This is a genomic window from Brevundimonas intermedia (assembly GCF_004614235.1).
In the GTDB taxonomy this organism is placed as follows: Bacteria; Pseudomonadota; Alphaproteobacteria; order Caulobacterales; family Caulobacteraceae; genus Brevundimonas; species Brevundimonas intermedia_A.
On the sequence record NZ_SPVH01000006.1, the window covers coordinates 582,111 to 608,868 of the forward strand.

At 64.3% G+C, this 26,758-nt stretch carries 19 protein-coding genes; 11 read left to right on the forward strand and 8 right to left on the reverse strand.

Annotated features, from left to right (window positions below; translation table 11 throughout):
- Positions 1-284: 284 nt before the first annotated feature.
- From EGY25_RS09150 to EGY25_RS09185, 8 genes are all read left to right on the forward strand, one after another.
- Positions 285-1,550, forward strand: a complete 1,266-nt coding sequence (locus EGY25_RS09150) for a metallophosphoesterase family protein (protein WP_135194682.1) — start codon at positions 285-287, stop codon at positions 1,548-1,550.
- A complete protein-coding gene (locus EGY25_RS09155) occupies positions 1,550-3,673 on the forward strand; it encodes a hypothetical protein (protein ID WP_135194683.1) in 2,124 nt (707 codons plus the stop codon). The genes EGY25_RS09150 and EGY25_RS09155 overlap by 1 nt, the downstream gene beginning before the upstream one ends.
- On the forward strand, positions 3,666-4,688 hold the full coding sequence (locus EGY25_RS09160; protein ID WP_135194684.1) for a hypothetical protein: 1,023 nt from the start codon (positions 3,666-3,668) through the stop codon (positions 4,686-4,688). The genes EGY25_RS09155 and EGY25_RS09160 overlap by 8 nt, the downstream gene beginning before the upstream one ends.
- A gap of 1,658 nt (positions 4,689-6,346) precedes the next feature.
- A complete protein-coding gene (locus EGY25_RS16950; protein WP_135195585.1) occupies positions 6,347-6,517 on the forward strand; it encodes a helix-turn-helix domain-containing protein in 171 nt (56 codons plus the stop codon).
- A 359-nt stretch (positions 6,518-6,876) separates the two neighbouring features.
- Positions 6,877-7,551, forward strand: coding sequence for a hypothetical protein (locus EGY25_RS09170; RefSeq protein WP_135194685.1), 675 nt, complete (start codon positions 6,877-6,879; stop codon positions 7,549-7,551).
- Complete coding sequence (locus tag EGY25_RS09175; protein ID WP_135194686.1) at positions 7,548-9,764, forward strand: DDE-type integrase/transposase/recombinase; 2,217 nt, start codon at positions 7,548-7,550, stop codon at positions 9,762-9,764. The genes EGY25_RS09170 and EGY25_RS09175 overlap by 4 nt, the downstream gene beginning before the upstream one ends.
- Complete coding sequence (locus EGY25_RS09180) at positions 9,739-10,710, forward strand: TniB family NTP-binding protein (RefSeq protein ID WP_245159411.1); 972 nt, start codon at positions 9,739-9,741, stop codon at positions 10,708-10,710. The genes EGY25_RS09175 and EGY25_RS09180 overlap by 26 nt, the downstream gene beginning before the upstream one ends.
- Before the next feature lie 725 nt (positions 10,711-11,435).
- Positions 11,436-12,608, forward strand: a complete 1,173-nt coding sequence (locus EGY25_RS09185; protein WP_135194687.1) for a hypothetical protein — start codon at positions 11,436-11,438, stop codon at positions 12,606-12,608.
- A 322-nt stretch (positions 12,609-12,930) separates the two neighbouring features.
- Here the strand turns inward: EGY25_RS09185 and EGY25_RS09190 are convergent, their stop codons facing one another.
- The 6 genes from EGY25_RS09190 to EGY25_RS09215 form a co-directional block, all read right to left on the reverse strand.
- Positions 12,931-15,936 (reverse strand): TonB-dependent receptor, encoded by a 3,006-nt coding sequence (locus EGY25_RS09190; protein WP_245159413.1) that lies wholly within the window; start codon positions 15,934-15,936, stop codon positions 12,931-12,933.
- Positions 15,937-16,008: 72 nt separating this feature from the next.
- On the reverse strand, positions 16,009-16,998 hold the full coding sequence (locus EGY25_RS09195) for a FecR family protein (protein WP_135194688.1): 990 nt from the start codon (positions 16,996-16,998) through the stop codon (positions 16,009-16,011).
- An 87-nt stretch (positions 16,999-17,085) separates the two neighbouring features.
- The gene (locus tag EGY25_RS09200) at positions 17,086-17,667 is read right to left on the reverse strand and encodes an RNA polymerase sigma factor (RefSeq protein ID WP_245159414.1); all 582 of its coding nucleotides are present in this window, start codon (positions 17,665-17,667) and stop codon (positions 17,086-17,088) included.
- 45 nt (positions 17,668-17,712) lie between these two features.
- Positions 17,713-20,478, reverse strand: a complete 2,766-nt coding sequence (locus EGY25_RS09205; protein WP_135194689.1) for a TonB-dependent receptor — start codon at positions 20,476-20,478, stop codon at positions 17,713-17,715.
- Positions 20,479-20,618: 140 nt separating this feature from the next.
- Positions 20,619-22,454 carry a Ca2+-dependent phosphoinositide-specific phospholipase C gene (locus tag EGY25_RS09210; RefSeq protein ID WP_135194690.1) on the reverse strand — a complete coding sequence of 612 codons (1,836 nt, stop codon included), beginning with the start codon at positions 22,452-22,454 and terminating at the stop codon, positions 20,619-20,621.
- A 171-nt stretch (positions 22,455-22,625) separates the two neighbouring features.
- Positions 22,626-23,000: a hypothetical protein gene (locus EGY25_RS09215; RefSeq protein ID WP_135194691.1), complete on the reverse strand. Its 375-nt coding sequence runs from the start codon at positions 22,998-23,000 to the stop codon at positions 22,626-22,628.
- Positions 23,001-23,217: 217 nt separating this feature from the next.
- Between EGY25_RS09215 and EGY25_RS09220 the strand changes: the two genes are divergently transcribed.
- The 3 genes from EGY25_RS09220 to EGY25_RS09230 are packed head-to-tail and all read left to right on the forward strand — an operon-like array spanning position 23,218 to position 25,669.
- Positions 23,218-23,550: a hypothetical protein gene (locus EGY25_RS09220; protein WP_135194692.1), complete on the forward strand. Its 333-nt coding sequence runs from the start codon at positions 23,218-23,220 to the stop codon at positions 23,548-23,550.
- Positions 23,550-24,230 carry a response regulator transcription factor gene (locus EGY25_RS09225; RefSeq protein ID WP_135194693.1) on the forward strand — a complete coding sequence of 227 codons (681 nt, stop codon included), beginning with the start codon at positions 23,550-23,552 and terminating at the stop codon, positions 24,228-24,230. Before EGY25_RS09220 ends, EGY25_RS09225 begins: the two co-directional genes overlap by 1 nt.
- Positions 24,227-25,669, forward strand: a complete 1,443-nt coding sequence (locus EGY25_RS09230; RefSeq protein ID WP_135194694.1) for a sensor histidine kinase — start codon at positions 24,227-24,229, stop codon at positions 25,667-25,669. The genes EGY25_RS09225 and EGY25_RS09230 overlap by 4 nt, the downstream gene beginning before the upstream one ends.
- Here EGY25_RS09230 and EGY25_RS09235 read toward each other — a convergent pair.
- Both EGY25_RS09235 and EGY25_RS09240 read right to left on the reverse strand, forming a co-directional pair.
- Positions 25,666-26,361: a Crp/Fnr family transcriptional regulator gene (locus tag EGY25_RS09235; protein ID WP_135194695.1), complete on the reverse strand. Its 696-nt coding sequence runs from the start codon at positions 26,359-26,361 to the stop codon at positions 25,666-25,668. The two genes, EGY25_RS09230 and EGY25_RS09235, sit on opposite strands and share 4 nt — an antisense overlap.
- Positions 26,362-26,468: 107 nt before the next feature.
- Positions 26,469-26,669 carry a hypothetical protein gene (locus EGY25_RS09240; protein ID WP_135194696.1) on the reverse strand — a complete coding sequence of 67 codons (201 nt, stop codon included), beginning with the start codon at positions 26,667-26,669 and terminating at the stop codon, positions 26,469-26,471.
- Positions 26,670-26,758: the final 89 nt, after the last annotated feature.

The following is a 26,758-nucleotide window of genomic DNA, read 5'->3' on the forward strand; positions in this document are numbered from 1 at the left end:
CTCGACTCAACGCCCTACTAGCTGCGCGATGAACAAACCGATGTAGCGTCGGAGTGGTTCTCCTCCCTGCCAGAAGCAGTAACTGCTTGCCGCCCGCGAACTTACCGCCGGCTAGCGTTTTCTTCTGAGCTGGTCGGCGCGCGGCTAAGTTTTGTGATTCAGCCGGAAGCGGCTTCCCTGGTGCGGGATCGCGGTTATACCCTTCTAACCTGCGAGGCGGGTTGGTAGAGTGAAGTTTCAACTTCGGGTGGCCAGTCGCCTCCGTTTCAATCGGCGGCGAGACCATGCTTCCACGTTTGCGCATTCTGCAGGTCGGGGATGTCCACTATCCCACGGCCTCGAAGGCCAATCGGGCGATCGACGATAAGGACGTGAAGTTTCCGGCTAATCTGAAGGGCAGTCTGTCGTCTCTTCCCATTAAGGCAGTCATCCAGCGTATCCATTCCGAGCTGTCGGCGGGCCGGGTCGACGCCTTGATCTTCATGGGGGACCTGACGGATCAGGGGGATCTGGCAGGCTTCAAGACCTGCGCGGACTGGCTGATGACCGCTCTCGAACTGGGCCCGGGCGCACGGTTCGCCAGTCTACCGGTTGGCTTCGTTCCGGGAAACCACGATGTCGATCGGACCCTTGCGACGACGGCCGGTCTGGACGCCAAGTTCAAGCCACTCGAGGCGGCCATGGCGGCGGCGGGTGCGACTCATTTCCCCACGGCCGTTCCTCTGTCCTTCGCCATCGGCGAGACTGGTGCATCGGCCACTGTCCATCTGCTTAACAGCTGCTGGGGGTGTGGGGAGCCGGAGAATATTCCGCTCGAGTTCCGTGACGCTATCAAGACGGCGATCGACGGCGTCATCGTCGCCGATCCCCGGGCGGCATCGGTCTATTACGACAGGCAGTTGGACACGCCCGCATTTGATGCGGCAACCATCACGACGGTGGCCTCGGCAGTGAGCGACTGTCCGCCGACCTCTCTCTCGATCCTTGTCGCCCACCACAATCTGCTGCCGCAGCGAACGCCGCGCCTTGCCCCTTATACGGAGCTGGTCAACTCCGGGTCGTTGCGCGGCGCCTTGGTGAACAGCGGCCGCCCCTGCCTGTACCTGCATGGCCATATACATGAGGATCCGGTCGAGATCGTGCATATCGGCCGCGGCCCCCCTCTGGTCGTCATCTCCTCCCCGGAAGCTTCTGCCGGGTTCAACATTGTGGAGGTCACCTTCATGAGAAGCGGCCTCCCCCTGACGTGCGAGGTCATTCCCTTCCGCTACGAGGCAGGCTCGATCCGGCGCGGTGCCAGCCAGTCCATCCCCTTGATGGGCGAGCGTCGGCGGTCCACAGACCGCAATATGGCCAAGGTCTACGCTCATGTGCTGGAAGCTGGCGAGGTCTATTGGGGCGAGCTAAAAACCTTCGCCGAGACCCTGTCGACTACCCCTGACGATGATATCCTTGCCGAAATGGTCGAACTCTTGGCCGCCGACGGCCGTTTCCAGGTCGAAAACCGCGATCTGGCGACCGACGCGTGGATTGTGAAGGCAGTCGTCTGATGGCCAGCCAGATCAACCCGTTCCGTCCCACGCGCTGGGAGCATCATAGCGAGGGCCGCCCACTTATTTGGTTCACGCCGACCGCAGAAAACTTGGCTCAGGAGAAGTCGACCTTCGTGCGCGGCAGCCGAGGCAGCGGCAAGACGACCCTGCTCAAAAGCATCTGCTGGGATGATTTAGCGCACAACGAATCGCTTCAGTTGCAGCACGTCATCGGCGACTTCCAGCACATTGGCGTCTATCTTCGCTTCCCCGACCACATCTCCTCCTCCATGGGGCTAGTTGACTGGGCGGCGCTGTTTCCGGAGGCACCAGAGCCCGAGCTGGAGTTCTACCGCTTCTTCTCGCTCGCGGTGGAGCTGTCCTGCCTTGAGCGTGCGCTGACGGCCTGTCACGAGTTGCGGCTCTCTGGCCATGTCGCCCTCGCCGCCGGACAGGAGCTGGCTTTAGTCGCTGAGCTCTTCGAGGAATTCCCAAAACTGGCGGCATTCGCCGAAGTGCCGCCGAAAACCTTCGTGGCGACGGCGCGGCTATTCCGCGAGGTGGTGCGGAGAATGAACGAGGCCAGCGGCCGGGGCGCGCTGAAGCTCTTTATTGAAGCGCTGCCGGCCCGCGAACCAAACGAACTCCTGAGCTTCGTCACGAGCCGGCTCTCGAAGTGCGCCCGTCTTCGCACTGTCCGGTTCGGTGAAAAGCCGCCGGGGTTCAAATTCTGTCTTGACGATTGCGAGGTGCTTAGCCCCGCGCAGCAGCGTTCCGTCAACTCCTTGGTTCGCAAGGCGCGGTTCCCGATCTCTTGGGTGGTCAGCTCAGTTGGCTCCTTCCTGGAGAGTCGGAGCACCTATATCCCACAGCAGCAGCTAACGGACGCCGATAGACGGGTCGTGTCCCTTGACGACAGGGAGCCAAAAGATTTCCGCCAGCTCTGCCAAGCGGTCGTGGGGCTGCGCCTGCTCTACGCTTTGCCGGCAGACGCACGAGGCGAAAAGGGACGGGACATCCAGCGCGTCTTCCCCATGGACATTCGTCTCGGCCAACAGGATGTCAACGAGACCATCCGCGTGATCGTCAATCGTTCAACGAGCCCGGAGGCTGAAATCTTGCGGGTCGCCGCTCGGTTGGTCCGCGACGGCATGGAGCGCTTCGCCCCCAAGCTGATTGAGCCGGCACCGCCGGGTGTGCCGGAATGGTTGCCCTGGTACCAGGCCTGGATACTCCTGCACTGGCGGGGACGGCACGACAACTTCATCGCCCGGCTCGGACCCGACGCGCTGGAGCAGCTGGAAATTCACGTCCAAGATCTGCGGTTCAAGCGCACCCAAGCCTGGATTCGCCGCAAACAGGTGGGAGCCTTGCTCCATCTCAGCGCCACTTTAGGCTTCCGCAAGCTTCCGCTCGCCGGCCGCAGCATCATCGTCACCCTCGCCGACGGATCGATCCGTGACTTCTTGGAGATAATGGGCGAAATTTATGCGGCCCAGGTGCGTGGCGGCGGCGATCCGGCCGATCCGCGCCAGCTCGCCCGATTCATCTCGTCTGGATCGCGGATCTCCGCAGCGAACCAGACGGATGGGATCTACCGGGCCAGCGAGGCCTATTTCGAGGGGATCGCCAACCGGATCGACATTGAGCCCAACGCTGTGACACGGCTGGTGGAGGGTCTGGGCATCTATACCTCGATCCTCCAGAGCAATCCCAATGACGCCAGTGTGCTCGGCCGGTCCGAACGCGGTGTGTTCGTGATGCGCGGGGGGCGACAGGACGGGGTGGCAAGCAAGGCACTAGAGTATCTGCGCGAAACCATCAGACAAGCGGAGTTGGCTGGCTATCTCCGTCAAGTGCCTGTCCGTCAGCGGGACGAGGAGGACCTCGATCTGCCAGCCCACGCCTCGAGCGCCGCTCGCACCATTGCTTTCCGGCTACACAGACGCCTGGCACCGCATTTTATGTTCTCCTATCGCGGTGCATACGAGGCGATCGGCATCGACGCGATCGACTTGGCGGCACTGTGCATGCCCGGCTCCCGGATCGCTCCGCGTCAGTGGGCGACCGAGCTGGCCGAGGTTGCGCCAGTCCAGGAGTTCCAGCTGTCGCTTCCGTTCGATGGAGTCGAGGATGACTGACGCCCGCGCTTCGTTCGGTCCCTTGACAGTCCGCCAAGGCGAGCTGGCCTCGACCCCGCTTCGCGATGCCTATGATCTGTGTATCGCTGTCTGCAGCTGGGAGACACGGGCCAGCGCCGCCTTCGAGCAAGTCGGGGACGTTCAGGGCGTCTGGGAGGTCTGGTCATTTGCATCCGGCGATGCTGACAAGGCCGAGGCCAAAGCAGCTTGCTTTGATCGGCTCACGTCGGTTCGAAACGGTCCGCTCGCCAAGATAGAGCTGGATGGGTCTCTCAAGTACGAGCGGAACTTCGAGCTGATCGAGGATTATTTCCGGAGCCGCAGCCAAGCCAAGGGCGGCCCGCTCGACGTACTGCTTGATATGACCTGCCTGCCGAAGAAATACATGCTCTTCGTGCTGGGCATGGCATTACGGAACGAGTTCGTTCGGGCGATCGACTTCGTCTATTCCGAGGGCCGATATCGCGCCCCGGTGACCGAGGAAGTTCACGGCCCCATGACTTGGAGCCGCAGCGACGGGGACTGGGCCTCGGTGCAGGTGCCCTATCTGGAGGCCGACAACTTCATTCCGGACGCGCGCGGTCTAATCGTTTCCTTGGGAGCCGAGATCAGCGCATCCGTTCCCTTCATCGAACGTTATGAGCCTCTTCAAATCGCCCTGGTCTCTGTGAAGGACGAGGCGTCGCGGATCGATCCGGTAGCGATAGAGGCGGAACGCCGGCTGCTGCGGGAACTGGAAACACTTCCCATCACCACGTCAGTCGATGCGGCGCTTGAGGATGTACTCGGCGTGGCTCGCCTGTGCCGGTCGTTCTGTGAGGACCAGCCCGACATGGCCGTGACCGGTTTGGCAATCGGCTCGAAACCCCACGCCTTGGGACTTGGGCTGGCCGCGCTCGCCGCGCCGAATTTAGAGATCGTGTGCCGTCTGCCCTCTCGGTACCTGTCTGGCGATGTGGTCGCGACGGGCCGCACCTTCGTTTATGCGGTCGAGGATCGTTTCGAGCCACGCTGATCGATGGACCGTGAATGGTGGGCACCAGCAGGACAATGCCCTCTCGGAGATCACTCTAAAGCAAGGTCTTGCAGGACAGGATCTTGCTCTCAACAAAGCACGTGCGGCCATGGCTGGCACGGCCACGCCCGCCTGGCCGTGCAAAGAGGTTTTTCACAGGGACAGGCGTTCGCCTGATTGATTTGATCGGGTTCCCGCTTCTTTGTGTCGAGTGTGAACGCTGTCGTTTGAGCTATCAGATGCGATTAAGAAAAGACTTGCACCCGCAACAGTAGACGTTCCCAACCCGCCATGAGTAAAATCCTTTCTCGTCGCCGACGCTGACGCTGACCATTCAACGGGTCCATTCCCTATGCGCGCGCGAGCGCATAATGTGGCTTATTCCGGGAGCGCTACAGGTAGATTGTAGCGACGCCCAGCGCTGATACTCCTGTTTGAAATCGTGAAACTCCGACAGCGCTTGATTATCCAGCTCGTTGAGCTCGCGCACCGCATCTGAGCGGGCCGTCAAGAGCGCGGACACCGTGCTAGGCCGGCCGAGCCGCGACTGAATGATGTGCGACCAGATTGTGCGTTTGGAAAATCCGGCACTTCCAAGGATGGACTGCAGGGACTTGTCACGGTGAGAGATGGAGGTTGTGTCTCGCAGCAGGCGAACCGCTTCAATCTCTCGCGAGGGCCAATTCGGTATGGCGTCGCACGCCGAGACGAATCTCGCAGCTTGTGGGCTGAGCTCTGCGATCTCTTCCAAAGTCGTGCTGGCCGCTAGGCGACTCTCAAGCCCAAACCATGGTTCAAACTCCTCAGAGCAGCGCTCAATGAGTGACTGATCTGTACACGCTGGTAGTTTTTCGGGGGGTGAAGTCGGCGAGAAGCCGGGTTGTAGTTTCTCCCAGAGCGCTGAGCCCGCACCCAACATTGCGGAGGAGGGTAGGACCTCAAATCCGCACGATTTCACCATCCCGTAGATCGACGAAGCCGTGCCAATTCTTCGGAAGGCCTGATCCACGTTGACCTGGTACATGCTCCAACGTTCAGGATCGATTAGGCGTTCGCTGACCTCAAATCCGTGCCGATAGAGTATTGCATATCCGATCTTTTGATTGCCTCGTCGGGCCTCCACTTCGATGCGGTCTTTGCGAATCTTCGTCGCGGGAGCTGCGTGGCTGGAGCACTCTCTCCCGCCACGCAGAGAAATCTGGATTGGCCCGGTCGATGTTTTGAAACGCCCGAACGCAAACTGCTTCCCGCTCCGCTCCCTCATAAGTGCGGTGCGCGACTCGGGTTTCGGAGCGTTTGGCAGTGCTTCTCGATCGTGGGGCACGCAGATCCAGCCGTTCATTGTCAGCGCAAGTTTATCGCGATTTTGACGTGTGGGCAGAGGCACATCTGCGATGCGCCACACAATAGAAATTGGCGAGATTCCCGAAGGTCGGTTTTTCCAGGTTAAACAATCAAATGGAGAGTAGATTATCAGTTAAAACTGATAATCTATGTAATCGACCTGTGTTAAAATTCGCTTTGTTTGGTGGACAGTTGTGAATTGTTGGATTTAGACTTGCTGCAGAACTTCCGGGAGGAGATCTGTGCGCACGTTTGAACGGCAACATCACCGGCTGAAGGCGCGGCTAGCGGCGCGCAATCTAACCCTTTAGGATATCGCCAGAAGCTTGGATGTGGCGCCCAGCACCGTGACCATCGTGAGCAAAGGTTTCCGCCGCTCGCGCAGGATCGAGATGGCGCTTGCCGAGGCTGTAGGGACGACGCCGGACAGACTCTGGCCGGCACGATACCGGTTGCAAAAGGAGGGCGATTTGATCGTGACCTAAACCCCTCTTCCTCCACGACCGGAAAAGGCAAAGCCCCAGGCGTTGGCGCGCCCAGGGCTTAGTCCGAGAGATCACTCGGTGTCTGGTATGACCCCGCAACTCTCTCCCCACGCAGCACGCATGTCAACCGTTCAAGCAGCTTGGGCGGCCGCGAGCGCGCGTCGGTTTTCCGTCTCAACGGCAAACCTACCGAGAGATTTGAAACCATGAATAATTCAGTTGCGGTGTCGGCAACGCCGACATCCGCCCACCAACAGCGCGGGCTAATGCCCAGCCTAGATGCCGCTATTCACGGCGCGCTTGTGAAGCCGAAGCCAGGACCGAACGGAACTGCTCTACTGGCTGCTGGTCGATTGGTGATGACCGAAGACGGCCGACCCATTCGCTCGATCGTGACCGGGCGCCGGCGCATCGTCACGGGGAGTTACGCCAGCCGAAAGGCGGGCCGAGCGCAAGTGTTCGAAAGCATGAATGAACACGCTCATTTCATGCATTGCGAGGTCGATCCTTGGATCGTGGACTACCGAGCCCAGCCGTTTCGATTTGAAATGGTCCTGGACGGCCGCAAACGGATCTACATCGCCGACTGCGTGAGGCTTACGGCGGCCGGGATCATTGAGGTGGTCGAAGTTAAGGGCGATCCCCGTTCGCTGCGTGATCCGGACTACGGGGCAAAGCTGGGGCGTGTGCGGCAGCTCTGCGAGCTGGTTGGTTGGTCTTTCGTCACGCTTACGCGCCAGCAGATCATGAAGCCCCAGGTTCGCCACCGCAATGTCGAGCTCGTTCAGCAGCAGAGAATGACGCGCTTCGATGAGGGTCATGTCTACGCCGTCCAAAACCATCTGGCGCGGCGCGGCGGATGCGCGGAGCTGGACGACCTAGCGGGTCGGCTAGGCGTCCTGGCGATTGGTCGATCCATCATCAGTGCGATGATGGTCGGGAGGATCGTCGCGATCGATCTTTCGGCAAAGCTCGGGCCGGCGAGCGTGGTCGAGGAATTCGATGCTGAAGGCGCATCGGGTATGCGCTCATGACCGCGTCCATTAAGATGCGTTCTGGCGAACTTTGGGAGTTCCATGGCTTAGGCATAAGATTCGAGCGGGAGATTGCAGGCGGCCTCCTGCACTTCCAGATCGAGCGCACCCTTACGCCGTTCCACATTGATGACGGGGATGGGCCCCGCGTCCCGGATTGGACGTGGGTGCTGAAGATGTTCGCTGAAGGCTACCTCGTTCGCCCGAGGGAAGCTAAGGGGCCAAGAGCCAGGCAGGTCGCCGAACGTCAGGACTTAGATCCAGAAACCATCGACCAGATGGACAAGCGCGCGAGGCTGCGCCTGTTTGTCCTCCGTGGGTTCGACGCCGCCTGCGTGTCGCCCACGACCAGGGCTGGAATAACTAAGGCGCTTCGCGAGCTTTGGCTGAACAGTCCGGACGACGCTGCGCGATTCGGTCGAAAGCCGTCGCCAAGCTCTGTTGCACGGTGGATGTCTGAGCGGGGTGAGCCTGGCGACCGTCGCCTGAAGCACATGGTATCGATGACCGGAAGGGTGCCGCGTCGGCGACGTCTGAGGCCGGAGATCCATCGCCTCATGGATCGCTTTGCGCTTCGTTATTGGGCGCGTCGGGGTTGGTCCCAGTCTGACGCCTACGCGATGATGGCCTGTCTCATAGAATACCTCAATGAGCGGGCCCGCCGATATACTTCTGCGGGGGCTGAGTTGAAGCTGCCAGCCAAGGAGCTCTTTCGCCGGCGGCTGAAGACGTTGGAATGTTACGACACCTACGCCGCCAAGTTCGGAGAGAAGAAGGCGGCCGCTCGGTTCAAGCCCACGGGGCGAGGCTTGGAAGCGGCTCGTATTCTTCGGTTGGGGTGCATGGACCACACGCTGCTGGATGGCGTGGCCGTTATAGACGCTGATGAGATGCTTCCGCTTGGCCGCCCATGGCTCACCGCGCTTCTAGACGTAAAGAGCCGCTGCGTGGTGGGCTTTGTCCTAGGGTATGAGCCGCCCTCGATCTATTCGGCAATGGAGTGCGTCAAGCGGGCAAACCAGCCCAAAGTCAGGCTCCTGGGGCACTCTCGCTACGAACAGTTTGTCGGCATACACGGTCGTTTCGATGAGATCGTCGTCGACAATGGATGGGAGTTTTCGGGCGTCTCCTTTGAAGACGCTATGGCGGATTTGGGGACGTCGGTCCGATGGGCGCCGGTTGCGTCTCCCACCTACAAGGCCGTCGTCGAGCGCTTCTTCGGTACGCTGAACACCCGCCTAAACCGGAAGCTCCCTGGGGCGACCCTTAAGCCTGAGCTGCTGAGAGAGCTGGGCTATGATCCCTACAAAGAAGCCGTGCTTACGATTGAGGAGCTCGACGAGCTCATCTGGGAAGCGGTCGGGCTGTATCATCTCGACCTTCATCGCGGTCTCGAACAGCCGCCGGGGCTAGTCTGGCAGCGCGACGCGCGGGCGCACGGCGTCGCGGTCATCGGCGACGTGACGGAGCTCGACAAGATGCTCGGCGCGGTTCGCAAGGGGTGTGAACTCAGTCGCTCCGGAGTCCGAATGCTGGGGCTGCAGTTCCACGATCAAGCGAAGGTCGGGGCGCTGTTGCATGACCTAATCGCTGGAGAACCCGTCAAAGCGCAACGAAGGACGGGCTCGGCGACGGCCAAGGTGAAGGTGAAGTTCAATCCCGCGAATCTTGCGGAGATCCATGTCTGGAACAGTCGCCGAAATCGGTACGTCACGCTGCCGTGTACGGACGAACGGTACGCTTGCGGCATCTCCCTCTGGCACCATGAGCGCCTTAGAGATTGGACCAAGCTGCGGGGCCTGGCGTTCAGCTCTGAGATGGAGCGCCTTCAGGCGAAGGCCGATCTAACGCGCAAAATCGAAACCATGGCGCCGGAGCTCAAGCAAAGGCAGCGCCGCTCGATCGCGCGACTGATTACCAAGCCTGTGATTCAAGATAAGCTCCAAGGTGTGATTGAACTTCACCATGCGCCTGCCCGGCACGACGGCTTGGCGCCAACGATAGAGTCCGTGCCGCTGGCATTTGAGCGGACCGATAAGGGGGCGGCGTCCTCTCGGCCCGCTCGGAAATCCAAGCCGCAGCAGCAGCCGAAAGACTCGCCGCCTCACAAAGCCAAAAACGCGGCGAGCATGAAAACGCAGCTTTCGTGGTGCCCGCCGGCGTGTCCAAGGGCTGGAAGGACTTCGAATGACCTCTGCTCCCTTAGAGGCTGATGTTCGGTCGCCCGTAACGGGTGGTGTGGAGGAGCGATATAGTCGCGAGGCCAATGCCGTCGTCGCCAAGATGATCGGCAAGTTCGAAACCATCTTCATCCGCTATCCGCCTCATATCGAGTTCCATGGTCGATGTGACTACCTCCAGCAACTCGGCCGAGAGACGAAGGGGCTCCCTCAAAAGGGAATGCGTGTGCTGGCCCCCTCGGGCTCAGGCAAAACGACCGCAGCGGACGCCTACATTCGCATGGCGTTGACCACTCGATCCCCCGGGGGAAGCGCCAAGCCGATCGTAAAGGTCTCGCTCGCGAGCGCGACGACCGTGAAGAAGCTGTTCCAATCGATACTCGATCAGTTCCAGGACGGCTTTAGCGACCGGGGAACCGAGCACGGCCTTAGGAAGCGAGCGATGGCGTGTTTTGAACGGTTTGAGAGCGAGCTGCTAATCATCGATGAGGTTCAGCATCTCAACTTCCGTAGCACCGCAAGTAACGATGTAACGGACGCACTAAAGGCTCTGCTGGATATGGGCGTCGTGCCCATCGTGTTCCTCGGGACCGAGGACGCCCAGCCGATGTTCGAGCGGAACCTACAGCTCAACGGAAGACTCCTTCCGCCGTGTGACTTCAAGCCTCTATTTGCGGCCAATAAGGGCGACATGACGCTGCTCGGCGGATACGTCGAAGAGCTCGATGCGGAGATTTGTAGATTGGGGCTAATGCCTGAGGTCGGGCGGCTGAACACCCCATGGGTTTTGGCTGCGCTTCAGCAGGTCTCAGGAGGCATGGTTGGGCGTGTGTCGCGACTTGCGCAAGCGGCGTTGGAAATCGCCATCCGTCGCGGTGCTACCCGCCTTGAGCCGTACGATCTCGCCGAGGCGGTTGATCGTTGGGCCATCCCGCAGGCCTTCGTCGAATTCAATCCCTTTCGCGTCGGCCTTCGATGAAGAGCATTCCGAGGGGGCGCTCGCGAACCGTCGCTATGACGCTAGCGCCAGAGAATGGTGAGAGCTTCCCCGGCTATCTTTGGCGGTTGGCGGACTGGAATCTCATAGATAAGCCGCGTGACTTGATCTTGGCGGCCGACCTTCGGGCAGACAACGGCCGAGATTTCTCGGCGCTTTCGGATATGCGCCTGCGCCGATTTTCCGAGGTTGCGCGACTAGATTTCGAGACCGCTCGAACCTTGTTCCTGGGGACCTATAACCAAGGGGTCCCACCACAATGGCTAAGGCACCAGCGGCCAAGCGTCGGGCGAACGCTGCTGAATGATTTCAGCCACCACAGGGCTCTTTGGATGCTCTCGCCGATCAACTTCTGCCAAGAGACGTGGTCGCATTTGCTCGACAGGTGTCCCTCGTGCTCGACGCCTTTTGACTGGATGGTGGTGACGAGAAAATGTTGTCTCAGCTGCGATAGGGCGCTCTCAGTCGAAGATTTTCCAGCCGTTGCCTTAGAGCTTAGGCCGCCATTACGGCGAGCTATTTCCTGGTTGCGAGCGCAGGATCTACCAATCGACAAAGATGATGTTCCAGGAAGCTCAACGCTTGCCGGTCTGACCAAGGGCGACCTGTTTCAGCTCGCAGTCTTAGTAGGGCGCGCTCTAGCTAAGCAGAATGCTGCTGCGGATTTGCGAATAGGGCAGGGCGCGGCAGGAGTGTCAGAGCTGTCTATGGGCGTAGAGGCCGTTATGACGCTAGATGAATTCCTGGCAGACATGTCGCCGACGCAGAAGAACCAAAAAGTCCCTCCTTTCTTTCGGCAACTTGCACTTTCAAAGCGGCTGGTTGAGGGCCCTCTGTCTGTGTTTCTAGATAATATCGTCGCCCCGTACGACGACGCATCGCGTGGAGTGCAGCGCCTTAAGGCTGAGCGCGAGAAAGCTGGCGCTATGACCGCCCGACAGCTCGCGCAAAAGCTCAAGGTGGAACGGTCAACGCTTAAGCTCATCGTTGACCGAGATAAGATAAAAGTTTCCAAGAAGCGCGGTGTATCCCGGCGGCATGTCTGGTTCACCCAAGAGAATTTCCAGCAAGCGAACGAGTTTCTTGGTAAAAGAGTCTCCGCTCGCGTGTGGATGCGTTCCCACCACGTAACAACAATAGAGATGTTGCAGCTCGCGGATGAGGGGCTTCTAGAAATTCTCCCGCCGGAGGAGGCGTTAGAGCCGACGAAGGTGGACCTAGATCGAGATGTTGCCATCGCGACCATTCAAGCGATCATGTCACAGGTGGTCGTTGGCAAACCCGACCGGCAATGGGTGCGAATCGAGAGGCTTTTCACATGCCTAGGAGACAATCATAAGCCCTGGGGATCGCTTCTAGTTGCCGCAAAACAGGGAAAGCTAAAAGGAGAACTCCTTTCGCGCGAGGACCATTTCAGTATGAGCGGGCTCTACATACATAGGGAGCTTGCGGACGATTTTCGTTTGGCGATTCTGAATGAAACGGAGCCGATGTTTGTCGCAGCCGGAAACCGATCTGTAGACTGGTACCCTGAGATGTTACGGGGGGAGGCCGAGTGCTATCTGAACGTATCCTGCCCTGAGATCACTTGGCTGGCTCGCCAAGGATATTTCGGTGATGATGCCAGAGAAGGTGGGCCCTTACGTCGCTCGGATGTCGAGTCCCTCGGTCAGGAGTTCATAGGCACCCGTGAGATTGCAACTCTCGCAGGCTGCACGACTGCATCTGTTTTGGGCGCGTTGAGAAAGTTCGGCGTCAGTCCTGTCATTGCTGACGTCCCATTTTGGCGTAGGCGAGCGGTAGTGGGGGATGGCGGCGCTATCCATCAGATTGCATTGGCGAGGGGGAGGTGGGGGCTATGGGCAAGCAGCCAGCGGTGAAGCATTGGATGTCCTCTGGCGATCCCCGGGCGCGAGCTTGGCGTCGAGAGCAGATGGAAATTAGTAATGATATTTCGGGTCTTCCTCGCGATCCCGAAGTCGACGCCCTAGTGGCAAACTTGGATCTGATGAAGCTATCTGATGAGGAACGTATTCTGGCACTGACGCAATACTTCACTCAGCTGGCGTCAGGGGGAAGGTAGCTGTTAAGTGGGGTGCGGATTTAACCGGCCATTTTTAAGTGTTCATCACCAGTGGTGACCATCAAGCATATCGATGCAATTCAAGCTGTTGCGAAAATGCCTTTGAATGGTCGCGACAACTACCAACTCACCTCCAATCCCACCGAAAGTTGTCGGCCGGCGGAGCCGATCTGGAGCAGGCGGGCGGGCGTGCGTTCGTAGGCCAGGTCACGGGTGTCGGTCAGGTTGGTGGCGGCGATGGACAGTCGGGTGCGGGCGTCGATCCGGTAGGTGGCCTGCGCGTCCAGATAGCCGGCGGGGCCGACGATGAAGGCCGATACGCCGCCGCCCTGCAGGTCGGCCTCGGAGCGGAAGGCGGATCGCCACGACCAGGACAGGTTGAGCGCGAAGGGGCCGCGTTCCAGGTAGGGATTGATCGACCAGGCGAGGTCGGAGACGCCGGTCAGGCGCTCGCCGCCCGCCAGGCGGCTGTTGGTCCAGGTGGCGCTGGCCCAGACGCCTAGTCCGCCGCCCAATCGGTGGTGCAAGCCCGCTTCCAGTCCGTCGATCCGGGCCCGGCCGACATTGCGCGGGCGCGACATCAGGACCGGCGCCTGGACCGCCGCGCCGGTTCGGGTCTCGAACGTCAGGGTCTCGACGGCCCAGGTCGCCTGGATGAAGTCGCGGATCGTCTTGTGGAACAGGGCCAGGCTGAAACTGGTCCGGCGGCCGGTGACCTCGTATGAGAGATCCAGATTGGTCGAGACATAGGGCGTCAGTTCGGGGTTGCCGCCGATCCCGCTGAAGATGACGCCCGGTTCGGGGCTGTCGACGGCCGCCTGCCCGTATTGATAGATGGCCGAGACCAGGACGCTGGCGGGCACCGTCGAGGCGCGCAGGTCGGCCAGGGATGGGCGGGTTATGGTGCGCGACGCCGCCAGGCGCACGACGGCGTCGTCCGCGATGTCGAAGGCGAGGTTCAGGCTGGGCAACAGGATCGCATCCTCGCCATCGTGGGTCAGGGGCGTGGCCTGCGCCACGCCGCCGACCCCGGCCATGCGCGCGCCCTCGACATGGGTGCGTGTCCCGACCAACCGGAGACCCGCGTTGCCGAAATAGGACAGGCCGCCCCCGCGCCCGTCGAAGTCCGCCCGCACATAGGCCGCCGCGACCCGCTCCTCGACGCCGTAGGAGTTCTGCAGGTCCGAGCCGGTCGGCGTCAGGTCGCCCGGCCGAAACACCACGTCGTCGCGTTCGCCGGGCAGGACGAAGGCGGCGCGCAGCCGGTCGAACGCCGGCGTGATCCAGGGGCCGGGACGCGCCGCGATCAGGTCGGAAAAGACGTCTCCCGGCGTGGCGCCGTCATAGATGCCGGCGATGTCGCCCTGGCCTTGGCGCAGGGCCGCGCGTCGGTCGCGGCGCTGATAGTCGCGGCTGCGCGCGCTGAACTGGCCCCCCATCTGAACGGCCGAAAGCCGAAGGCCGCCCCAGGTTTGATCCAGGGTGCGGCGGGCGTTCAGGACGGCGGTCACGTCCTCGTCGCGAGACTGGACCGCCCTGATGTTCAACTGGGCCAAGACGAGCCGGGAGGGATCGCGCAGGTCGAAGTCGGTCGTCAGTCGGTCCGTTCGACGGGCGTCGGCGGCGCCCTCCAGATCGAAGGCGTAGGCGACGCCTTCCGGCGACTGGGCCGACAGTCGCTCCAGCGGCGTGTCGAGCACGGAACGGGCGCTGGAGACGCTGAGGCGTGGGGTCAGCCGCCAGTGCCCGCGCCGCAGTTCGGCGCCCAGCGAGGCAGCGACGTTCAGGTGCGACTGGTCCGAGAACTCGGTGTTGTTGTCGATCCGGCCGGCGGCGATCCGGCCCGCCGTGACGACCCCGTCCTGAACCCGCTGAATCGCCTCCGGCGCCGCCAGCCGCTCGCCCAGGCCGAAGACCAGCCGGTCCTCACGTATGGCGTTGTCGAAGGTCGAGACCAGGGCGTCGAGGTCGAGGCGGAGGTCGGGCGAAACCTGCCAGTCCGCGCCGACGAAGCCGCTGCGGCGGCGTCGATCCTCGCTTTCGACCGTGGTGCGCAGATCGTTGGGAACCGCCAGGGTGCGGCCGTCCAAGACGATCTCTCCATAGCGCATGACCTGAAACCGGTCGTAGCGGACCGATCTCTGCTCCTGCGAAAGACCGGCGACCAGACCGGCGGAACCGCCGGGCGACACCCATCGTCCTCCCACGGACAGATCAGGGCTGATGCGTCCATCGCGCGTCGTGGTCTCGCCGCCCAGCCGCAGCGTCAGGAACCGATCGCCGTCCAGCCCGCCGGCCGTCTCGATGTCGATGTTGGAGCCGATGCCGCCCTCGGTCAGGTCCGCCGTCGCGGACTTGGTCAGGCGCGCGCCCGCCAGCAGATCGACGGACAGGGCGCGAAACCGGAACTGCCGCCCGCTCTGGGTCGAGTTGCGGATGTTCTCGTTGAAGGCCACGGGCGCGCCGTTCAGGGTCACGGACTGGAACAGCGGCCCCAGACCCCGCACGCTGACGAACTGACCCTCGCCGACCTCGCGTTCGATGGCTACGCCCGGCACGCGCTGCAGGGCCTCGGCCAGATTGGCGGACGGCAGGTCGCCGATCCGTTCGGACGACAGGCCGTCGGAGATGACGTCGGCGTCGCGCTTTCGCCGTAAGGCTTCGTCGATCCGGTCCGACAGGCGGCCGACGACCTCGACCGCTTCCAGTTCGGTCGTTTCGGGCGGGGGCGGCGCGGCCGGGCGTACTGTCGGGGCGACGGCCCAGATGCGCACGCCCCGCGACCCGATGAAGCGATAACGCAGGTCGGTCCCCTCCAGCATCCGCACCAGGGCGGCGCGCCAGCTCATCCGTCCGTTGACGGCGCGCGTGCGCACGTCCCGGCCGGGACGTTGGACGAAGGCCAGTTCGCACCCCGCCTCCAGGCACAGGCGCAACAGGGTGGAGGAGGCGTCCTGGCCGGCGATGTCGAAGGCCTGAACGCGCGACCCGGATTGGGCCCAAGCCTGGTGTGCAAAGGCCGGCTGGGCGAGCGCCGAGATCACGGCGACGGTCGCAAATCCGCAGACGACGCGCCATGGCTTGCGTTGCACGCCGGCGGGCAGCGATGCAGCGAGCGGTTTCAAACAGCGAGCCTCGGGGAGATGGTCCGTGAAGCCCTTAGCGCAGTCCCATGACAGGTCTGCGATACGGCCGCCTCACTCCGCGCGGATCAGCCGTCGGCCGTCTTCGTCCTGCACGATGCGGATCGGCAGCAGGGCCGCCATCCGGTCCTCCAGCGCATCCTCGCCCTCAAGCGGCAGGATCACCGTCACGCGCGTCCGGCCAAGCGCAGGATCGGCCAGGACCAGGGGATGGTCCGAGTAACGGGCGACGGCGACGACCACGGCCGACAGGGGCGCATCCTGGAACACCAGGCGACGCTTGCGCCAGGCCGTCGCCATCTCGACGTCGGCGGCGGTCTTGCGGATGCCCGGCTTGCCCGGCTGGAAGTCCGCGCGTTCGCCTGGCGACAGCGTCAGGGCGCCGTCCAGCGCACCTTTGGCCGTCGCGTCGCGCGTCCCGACCGCGACGCGACCCTGCAACAACGAAATCTGCGCGCCGTCGCCGGTCAGGGCTGTGACGAAGCGCGTGCCGGTCACGATCACCCGACGATCCCCGACCGCCACCTGGAAGGGACGGGCGGCGTTGTGGGCCACCTCGAAATAGGCTGCGCCCCGCTCCAGCGTCGCACGGCGCGCGTCGTCGCCCAGGTTCACGCGAATGGCGGACCCGGCGTCCAGCGTCACGCGCGATCCGTCGTCCAGGGCGATGTCGGTGATCCGGCCGGGCGCCGCCTCGTAAAGCCGACCCTGTTCGGCGCCCTTCAACATCGGGACCAGGACGACGGCGGCGGCGACGGCCGCCACGGCGAGACCCGACGCCAGCAGGGGGCGGCGCGTCACCGACTTGCGCTCGGGGCGACGCAGGGCCGCCAGATCGCCGGCGAAGGCGCTGCGCAGGGGCTCCAGCGCGGCGTGGTCGGCCTTGGCCTGTTCATACTGACGCAGATGGTCGGGGTCGGCCTCCAGCCATGCCATCAGGCCCGCCTGTTCGCGCGCGCCCGAGCCCGGCCGCGCCATGCGGGCCAGCCACGCCTCGGCCGTCCTTGGACGAGCGGCGATCAGGATGTTCAGGCGCTCCAGCATCAGCGTGGCGATTTCCTTTTACACGCGCGGCGCAGGTCGCCTTTGCGGCCTGCCTCAAAAAGCACAACGATCCAGCGGCGAGACACCTCAGTCGCCCCGCGATTTCTTCAGTTGACGGAGGGCTTCGGCGATATGTTTTTCGACCATGCTGACCGACACGCCCAGTCGTCCGGCGATTTGGCGATAGGTCAAAGCCTCGAACCGATGCAGCAGGAAGGCGTCGCGGGTCTTGGGCGGCAGGGCCCGGATCACGGCGGCGGCGGCGGCCAAATCCTGTCGGCGGATCAGGCCCGTCTCGGCGTCGGGCGTCTCGCTGGCGATCGCGCGCGGGCCCTTGTCCAGGTCGTGGATGTCATGGGCGCTGCGTCGCGCGCTCTCGCGTCCGTGGGCCTTCCAGCGGTCGAGCTGGATGTTGCGGGCGATGACGAACAGCAGGGGGCGGGCGTCGGCGCTGTTCAGGTCGTGGCCGGCGCGGTGGAAGCGCACGAAGGCCTCCTGAACCACGTCCTCGGCGTCGCCGCCGCCGCGGGTCTTGCGCAGCAGATAGGCGACCAGATCGGCCCGCAGACGGTTCACCTCGGCCTCGATGTCGGTGTCCGGCGCACGCGCAAAGACGCCCCCTCCTGAGAAGGAGGAGGCGTCACGGCGAGGCGAACGCGCGGGGATCACGCGCTCGCCTGACAGTCAGGGCAGGGGTTCAGGTCCACGAACGGATCAGAACTCCATCCGCAGGCCCAGATTGATCCGGCGTCCCGACATTTCGTACATCGTGGGGAAGGACGGATCCATCGTGTAGCCCTTCGTCGCCTCGTCGGTGACGTTGATGCCTTCCAGGTTGATCTGGATGGCGTCGGTCACGCGATAGCTGGCCGACAGATCGACCTGGCCGTAACCCTCGCGCCAGATCGGATACATTTCGTAGCCGATGGCTTCGACGTATTTGTCCTTGAAGTTGTAGGACGCCCGCGCCTGGAACCTGGCGTTCTCGTAGAAGAGGGTGACGTTGTAGGTGTTGTCGGCCAGGCCGACCGGCGGGGTGGGAATGCCCAGCTTCGACGTGCCGGTCAGCGAGCTGTCCAGAACGGTGTAGTTGGCGTTGATCCCGAACCCTTCCAGCGGCGCGTAGAACTGTCCGAACGGCACCACGGCGACCAACTCGACCCCGCTGACCTCATAGGAGCCCGCCTCGTTGATCGGCTGATAGACGTCGAAGGTATAGACGCCGTCGATCGTGCCGTTGGCGTTGTATTTGGTCACGTTCGGCACGGCGCCCGTCAGGGCCTGACGCACCACGCCCTCGATCTCCTTCCAGAAGTACGAGACTGCCAGCAGGCCGCCGTCGCCCAGATATTGCTCCAGCCCGACTTCCCACTGTTTGGCGTAGGTCGGCTTCAGGTTGGGGTTGCCGTCGGTGAAGCGGAACGAGTTGAAGCTGGCCGTGCGCTTGTAGGCCAGGTCGGTTAGGGCCGGGCGGATCAGGGTCTCCGACGCCGCTGCGCGCAACACCAGGCTGTCGGTCAGTTCGGCCGTGACGTTCAGGCTGGGCAGGACCTTGTCATAGCCGCCGTCGCTGGAAATCGGGGCGGGGGTGAAGCCGGTCGTGCCGTTCGGGTTCTGGATCTGGTGATAGCCCGACGAGGTGATCGCGGTGTCGACATAGCGCGCCCCGCCGTTGACCGAGACCGGTACCGGGCCGATGTCAAAGTTCAGGTCCGCCATGGCGTAGAGCGACAGGACCTTTTCCGACACCTCGTAGTAGTCGCCGGGCGTGAACGGCGTGGAGAAGCCGTCGTAGCGGAAGGTGCGACGGGCATAGTCGTTCGACACCTGGCTCCAGTTCAGATCTCGAATGCTGAAGGCGCCGCCGGGAACCAGTTCGCCGATCGGCGTCAGTTCGCTTTGCGACATCGGACGGTTCAGATAGTCGACGCGGCCCGGTCCGGTCCCCTGGATGTTCAGGGCGCCGTACTGCCGCTCCTTGGACTTGTCGGTATAGCGCGCGCCGAACTGGACGCTGGTCAGGGCCGGGAAGACGTCCAGGCCCAGGTATTTGGTGAAGTCGATCTGAGCGGCGTATTTGTCGTCGGTGATCTGTTCAAGCGACGTCTCATAGGCCTCGAACAGATAGCTCTGAGGCGAGTTGTACATGTCGATCGAGGCGGAGTTGGCGCTCTGGATCGTCTCGCCGCCGTCGGCGGTCCAGCGCGTCCGCGACGGCGCATAGGCGACGTGCTTCAGGTTTGAGTAGTCCAGCGTCTTCTCGGCGCCGGAATAGCCGGCCAGGGCGTGCAGCTTCCAGCTGTCGCCGCTCCAGTTCAGCTCGGTCCCGAACTGGCGATAGTCCGTCTCGTTGATCTGCTCCTTGCTGAGCATCTCGTGCTGGGTGGCGGTGTATGAAACGTCGCGCAGCACCACCATGCCGTAGTCGGCCAGGGTGGTCTTGTCGTACTCGTGGATCGTCTCCAGCGTGGAGCGGCTGGAGGCCGAATAGGCGGCCGCATCATACTGGTCTTCGGTGGTCTCGTAGCGGCCGATCAGGGCGTCGAACGCCAGGCTGAACTCAGCCGACGGCCGATACTGCAGCGAAAGAGAGCCGCCCCACTGGTCCTGGGTGTTCAGATAGGCGCGATCGCCGACCTTGTCCTGGAAGATGATCCGGTCGGTCTCGGCGGCGTTGGCGCGGTTCTGGACGATGACGCCGGCGTCGCGCGCCAGGACGGCCTGCGCCTGGGTTCCTCGCGTGCCGCTGGCGCTGAGGAAACGCGTCAGGGGACGGAAGTTGATGCCCGATTCCGAGTCCGTGCGGTTGGTCCGGCGTGCGGTCGAGAAGGACACCAGCGCGCCCCAGTCGCCCCAGGTGTCGCTGGCCAGGAAGGACAGTTTCGGATCGGTCTTTTCCGAGATGGAGTTGTAGGCGCCCTCGGCCGCGGCCACGACGCGACGCCCCTCGTAGTCGAACGGACGCGCGGTCGAGATATTGACCGAACCGGCGATGCCGCCTTCCTCGTCCGCTGCCCGAGGGGACTTCTGGACCGTGACCTGCTGGATGATTTCCGAGGCGAAGATGTCGAACTCGACATCGCGGCCGCCGCTGCCCGAGGCGGTCGCCAGGCCGTTGATGGAGACAAAGGTGAACTCGCTGGGCAGGCCGCGCACCGACACGCGCTGGCCCAGGCCCCTGTTGCGTTCGATGGTCACGCCGGGGATGCGCTGCAGCGCCTCCGCCAGGTTCTGCTCGGGGAAGTTGGCCACGTCGGTCGCCACGATCGAGTCGGAGAAGCCGACCGTCTTGCGCTTGATGTCGACGGCCTCTTCCAGGCTGCGGCGATAGCTGCCGGTGACGATGATCTCGTCGACCTGAGACACATCTGCCTGAGCCGGGGCCTGGGTCGAGACTTGATCGGCCGTTTGCGCAAACGCGGCGAATGGCGAGACGGCCGCGACGACCAGCGCCGTCGTGCCGAGAATTCGGTTCTTCATTTGGACTACCCCCAGAGAGCTTGACGCGTTTCACCCGCGAAACACATCGACCGGCCATGGCGTCACGCCGGCCGATCTACCGCCCTCAACGACGGCGTCACCCCGCCCCTCAGCGTGTGACAGCCGATTTCATCCAATGTTCACGGCGCTGTCGCGTTCGACCCCGGAACCGGCTCTGGACGGGCTTGGGCGAGCGCCGCCTGCACCTCGGCGCGCGCTGCCTCCATGTCGCGACGGAAGGTCTCCGAGCGCTGTTCGGCGCCATAGATGACCGCGCCCGACAGGATGCCGGCCTCGGCGGCGCTGTAGCTGTGCGAACCGCAAACGAAGCGGCTCTCGGCGAACTCGCGACCGCGCGCATAGAGGGCGTCGGCGCGCTGGGGCGCCAGTTCGGCCAGGATCATGGCGATGTGCATGCCGTGCGCCGAATGGCCCGACGGATAGTCGGGATTGCCCGCCAAGTGATCGCTCTTGGCCTCGCAGATCGGCAGGTCCGTGCCGATGTAGGGACGCTTGGTGCCCCAGTGTTCCTTGGCCACGCCGATCACCGACCGATCGTTGCCCGACCGGTCCAGCAGGGCCGTCAGCACCGGCGCCTGCTCCGGCGTCAGGCGCACGCCCAGCGCCTGGGCGAAATGGTCGTATTTGTCGCCCGTGACGTCGCCGGTCGCCACGTCCCAGCGGGCCGTGCCTTGAAGCGCGCGGGTCTCGCGGAACACCCCGGCGTTGGCGATGTCGCGGGGCGAGCCCGGCTCGGGGGGCGGGGCCAGCACGGTGGTCAGGTCCGGTCGATCCGCCGGCGCCAGATAGCCGCGCACGGGCGCGCCCGAAACCATCTCGACCGCCAGCCCGTCGCACCGCGCCGCCGTCCGCACCGGATTGCACGCCGCCGCCTGGGCGCCCGGCAGACGCACCTCATAGGTCGCAAAGCGCGGATCGGCCCAATAGTAGTCGGTCGAGACATATTGCGCCCCGCTGGCGAAGGCGGCGGTGCGGCGGCCCACATCTGCGGTCCTCGCCTCGACCGTGTCGGCGTCGGCGCGGGTGCGCACGATGAAGCCCTGGCGCACGGCCGCCCGGATGCGATCCTGCTGGGCCACCGGATCGTTCAGCGTCAGATAGGCGGCGGCGGGGCTGGCCTCATCGGTGTTGACGAACATCGCCCGGTCCTGAAGCGACGGCCGTCCCGCCGCATAGGCCGCGACCTTCTCCGAGCCTTCGTCCAAAGCAAAGAAGACCTTGCCGCGCGCCTCGCCGACCGTCGGCCAGCCGCCGGCCAGCACGCCCTCGCGAAGAGTGGCGTGGTCGCCGCGCACCTGGTCCGGGGTGATCAGGCGACCGGCGTCGAAGACCGAGCGGATCTCGGCGTCCAGCGCGTCCCAGGCCGGCGCGTCGAAGTCCATCGGCGCTGCGCCGCCCGGCATCGAGGCCGCGCCCGTCTTGGCGTTCAGCATGATCAGGATCGGCGCGTGATCGGGATGGGCGGCCGACCAGTCGCGGATCTGGGTCAGACAGGCGACGAAGGTCAGGCAGGAACTGCGGAAATCCACGTCGGGCATATGCAACACCTTCATCCCCGGCCGCGCCATGGCGTCCTGGAAGCCCGCGCTTGTCGGTGCGCCCTGGCCTGCTCGACCCAGGGCCGAGGCCGGACGCGCATAACGCCCGCCCCGGGGGTCGTTCAGCACGTCGATCTCCAGCTGGCGCGCGCCGGCGTCCAGCTGTTCGACCAGGGGCCGATGGGCGTAATCCAGCCCCGCCGCGCCGGGATTGACCGCCGTCATCGCCGCCAGTTCCGCCTCGGGAATGGCCAGCTTGTAGCTGTTGTGGGTGCCGACCACGGCGATGTCGTTCATCCGCAACGACCGATCCATCCACGCCCGCGCACAGGCGTCGCCGCCCGCTGCGCCCACATCGGCGGCGGTCGGATCGCAGGACGACGCACCCAGAAGCAGGGCGATGACAAGAGCGCTCATGATCGATCTCCGTTGGACGCGCGCGTGCTGTCGGCGTCTCTTCGACAACGACGGAGAAGCACGCTTCCTCAACAGCGGCGTGACACGCCCAGGCCAAATGACGCGGTCGGCCAAACGAAAAGAGCGCGGCCTTTCGACCGCGCTCTTCAGCGTCAGGATTGAACCAGGAGGTTAGCCGCGACGGTTGTCGCGGTCGTTGCGCTCGCTCCTGACCTGGGCCGACAGGCGGTCGAAGCGGCGGTCCAGATCGGTGCGCTCCCAGGCGGTCAGGCCGCCACGGCGATAGTTGGCCTCCAGGCGCAGGATGCTGCTGAACTCGCCCCGCAAACGGGTGGCTTCACGGCGGCTGAGCTGACCGTTGCGGACGCCTTGGTCGATGCGGCGGTCCAGGTTGGCCTGGCGGGCGTTGATCGACTGCCACGATCCGTAGCCGGCGTGCTGGGCGCCGTGATGCGGCGGGGGCGGGCGGTGATAAGATTGGGCGAAGGACGGCGCGGCGACCGAGGCGGCGGCCAGGACGATGGCGGGAACGATGAGCTTGCGCATGGCGATCTCCTCAAATGTTCTGCCGGTCGGGGTGACCAGCGATGAGGAGAGTTGACCATCCGGCGGCTGAGCCGGTTCTGAACAGCGCCGATCAGATTCGGTTCATGTCGGTGACAACTTCGACAGGATCGGCGTTCGCCCGTTTGGCGCGAGGGTCGCTTTAAACTATACGACGTATTCAGCGCCCGTTCAGATGATCGGGCCTAGATCGGTCGCCATGTCCCGCAAACCCGTCAGCCTCATCTTCGCCCCCCCGGCCCTGGCCTTGGCCCTGGCCCTCGCGCCCGTCCTGTCGACGCAGGCGGTCGCCCAGTCGCGCGATCAACGCCAACAGTCTCAGGAACGACCTGCGCCGCGCGTCAGTCCGGACGAGGCGCGTCGCCGTGGAGGCGCGGCCGGCGGCGGCCGCCCCATCGACACCCAGCCGCGCCGCGACGGCAACTACTCCGTCCTGGTCGAACGTGACGGCCGCGTGCGCGAGGTCGTGGTCGACGGCCGCACCGGCCAGGCGCGCCCTGACAACAACAACCAACGTCGCAGGCCTGACTGATGCGCGTGCTTCTGGTCGAAGACGATGCGGACCTGTCGCGTCAACTGAAGGCGGCGCTGGGCGACGCGGGCTATGCCGTGGATCACGCCCCTGACGGCGAGGAAGCCCATTATCTGGGCGAGAACGAACCCTATGACGTCGTCGTGCTGGACCTGGGCCTGCCCAAGATCGACGGCGTGTCGGTGCTGGAGCGCTGGCGGCGCGACGGCAAGACCACGCCGGTCCTGATCCTGACGGCGCGCGGCGCCTGGTCGGACAAGGTGGCGGGCTTCGACGCCGGGGCCGACGACTATCTGACCAAGCCCTTCCATACCGAGGAGCTGCTGGCGCGCCTGCGGGCCCTGCTGCGCCGCTCGGCCGGCATCGCCTCGGCGACCCTGGCCTGTGGCGGCTTGCGGCTGGATCCGCGTGCGGCGCGGGCCAGCGTCAACGGCGAGCCCCTGCGCCTGACCTCCCTGGAATACCGGCTGCTGCATTACATGATGATGCATCAGGGCCGGGTCATCAGCCGCACGGAGCTGGTCGAGCATCTGTACGACCAGGACTTCAATCGCGATTCCAACACCATCGAAGTCTTCATCGGCCGGGTGCGCAAGAAGGTCGGGTCCGACCGGATCGAGACCGTGCGCGGCCTTGGCTATCGGCTGACGCCTTTGGCGGGCGAATCCGAAGCGGCGTGACCGAGGCGTCGGCTTCCAGGCGTCAGGATTGGGGCCGCTGGTTCGGGCGGCCCGGTCGTTCGCTGACGCGGCGGTTGATCTGGCTGGCCTCGGCCTGGATCCTGGTGGCCCTGGTGGTCGCCGCCCTGGTCCTGACCCAGGCCTTCCAGGAATCGGCGCTGCGGCGTCTGGGGGCCATGCTGAACGAGACCATCGACGAGATCGTGGTCGGCGCCAGCCGCACGCCCCAGGGCGACGTGGTGGCCCAGATCCAGGACGCCCGTACCCTGCGCCTGCTGTCGGGAAAATACTGGCAGATCATGGAGGTGCGGCCAGACGGGCGGCTGGTCAGCCTGGCCCGGTCCACCTCGCTGTGGAGCTATGACCTGACGCTGCCGCCCGACCTGCCCGACCGGCTGGATGCGGCCTTCGGCGACGTCATCACCTTCAACACCACCGGCCCCAAGGACGACGACGAGACGCGCGAGCCCTTGCGCGTGGCGGCCAGCATGAAGTCCATTCCCCGGCACGAACATCCGGTCATCTTTATCGCCGCCATCGACCGGTCCGAGGTGGACGCCGACACGCGTCAGTTCGCCCGCGTCACCTGGACGGCCCTGTTGATCCTGGGCCTGGGCCTGGTGTCGGCGGTCTTCATCCAGGTGCGGATAGGCCTGCGTCCCCTGTTCGACCTGCGCGACGAGATCGCCGATGTGCGCAAGGGCAAGTCGGCCCGGATCGGGCGGTCCTATCCGCTGGAGATCCAGCCCCTGGCCGAACAGGTCAACCGCCTGCTGGATCATAACCAGGAGGTGGTGGAGCGCCAGCGCACCCACGTCGGCAACCTGGCCCATGCGCTGAAGACGCCGATCTCGGTCATGCTGGCCGAGGCGGGGACGACGCAAGGGTCGCTGCCCGAACTGGTGCGGCGCCAGACCAAGGTCATGCAGGGCCAGGTCGATCACCATCTGCGCCGCGCCCGCGCCGCTGCCCGCGCCGCCCACGGCCTGGGCGAGACCACGCCCGTCGCCGAAGTGCTGGACGAGCTGGCGGTCATGATCGAACAGGTGTTCCGCGCCAAGGACGTCGAGATCGACTGGCGCGCACCCGACAGCCTGTCCTTCCTGGGCGAGCGTCAGGACCTGCAGGAGATACTGGGGAATCTGATCGAGAACGCGGCCAAATTCTCCAAACGCCGGGTCCGCGTTTCGGCCGGCGGCAGCGGCCTGGGACAGATGATCCTGGTGGTCGAGGACGACGGGCCGGGCCTGCCCGCCGACCAACGCGACACGGTCATGCAGCGCGGCGCCCGGCTGGACGAAAGCGCGCCGGGCTCGGGCCTGGGCCTGTCGATCGTGGACGACCTGACCCGCGCCTATGGCGGGCGGCTGAACCTGGCGGACAGCGACATGGGCGGGCTGAAGGCTGTGCTGGAACTGCCGGCCGCCCAGGCGGACTAAAGCGGGGCGCCGCCCCGGCGGTGGCATTCGCAGGCGGCCCGCTCCAGCGCCGCCCGATCCAGCACCGTGATCCGGCCGCGCGAATAGGCGATGGCGCCGGCCTTCTGAAGCCCCTGCGCCGCCTCGTTCACCGTGGTCCGCTGCGACCCCAGCATCGAGGCCAGATACTCCTGCGTCAGGTTCAGCGTGTCGCCCTCGACCCGGTCGTGACAGCGCAGCAGCCATTTGGCGAACCGCTGACCGGCGTGGTGCAGGGCATTGCAGGCGGTGGACTGCTCCAGCTCGCCCTGAAGCCGGGCCATATAGTCGCCGACGGCGTCGCGCACGCCCGGACGCTGGGCCGACAGGGCGCGAAAGCGGGCGGCGTCCACCCGCCGCGCCGTGCCGGCGACCTGGGCCACGCTGCGGGTATGGGCGTGGTGCGGCACGACCGAGGCGACGACGCCCAGCACCCCCTCGCGACCGATCATGACCGTCTCCACCGTTCGTCCGTCCTCCAGCACCGCCACCGAGGAGCAGAAGCCGCTGTCGATGAAGTGCAGGTGTTCGACGGCGTCGTCCGGCTCGTTGAACACATGCCCCAGGGCGAATTCGACGGGGACGGCGATCGCCAGCAGGGCGTCGCGGTCTTCGGGATTCAGGTCGTGGATCAACCGGTTGCCCGGCGGGAAGCTGCGCATGAGTTCGCGCATAAGGCGATCTGCTTCGCGCGTCTGTCGAAACTCGACACAGCGTAGCTGTATCCGGCTCCGGTTTCTGGGGAAAAGCCCTGATTTTACCGCGATATGTACGAAACCGATCAGCCGGTGTCGGTCGCGGGACGTTCCAGTCGGGCCACGAGACGTTCCGCCTGGTGAACCTCGACCCCAATGCAGGAGGCGTGATCGGCCAGGCGCTTGCGGGCGGCGGCGACGGCCATGGCGTCGTCGGCCCCATCGAAGAAGTCGAGCAGGGGGCGGCGGTCGGCCTCGTCGAAGAAATGAAACTCGTAGATACGCAAGCGAACGGCTCCCAGACCGCGAACCTTAGCCTTGAGGCTGCGGGCCTGTCTGTCGGATGTCGACACAGCGCAGGTTCGGGAGCCTTTGC